Source organism: Pseudomonas sp. Kh14 (assembly GCF_900291005.1).
Lineage (GTDB): Bacteria > Pseudomonadota > Gammaproteobacteria > Pseudomonadales > Pseudomonadaceae > Aquipseudomonas > Aquipseudomonas alloputida.
In genome coordinates, this window is record NZ_OLKJ01000251.1 from 1 (window position 1) to 244 (window position 244).

Here is a 244-nt window from a genome sequence, read left to right on the forward strand (position 1 = left end):
GTCGAAGGATCATGCCTCTCTTCTTGGCCGACAACGGCATGGTCTATATGCCGACGGCCAGACACGTGTGGGACCAACTCCTCGCGGCAAGCACACACGTCCGGTCAGTGATGGAGACCTCGGTCTCGCAAGCTGCCTTTGAGAAGCTGCAAAGCGCCGCGGAAGAACACGGGAAGCCCATCTACGAAGCGCTCGTGCAAGAGCACCGGGGGCGCATCGCACGCGAGCGCGAGAAGGCTGACTA

1 protein-coding gene is annotated in these 244 nt (G+C 61.5%); it reads left to right on the top strand.

Translation table 11 applies throughout. The annotated features are described in order from the left end of the window. Positions 1-23: 23 nt before the first annotated feature. Positions 24-244, top strand: a 221-nt coding sequence (locus tag FQ668_RS28910; RefSeq protein WP_218570932.1) for a hypothetical protein, incomplete at its 3' end; no start/stop codon positions are given.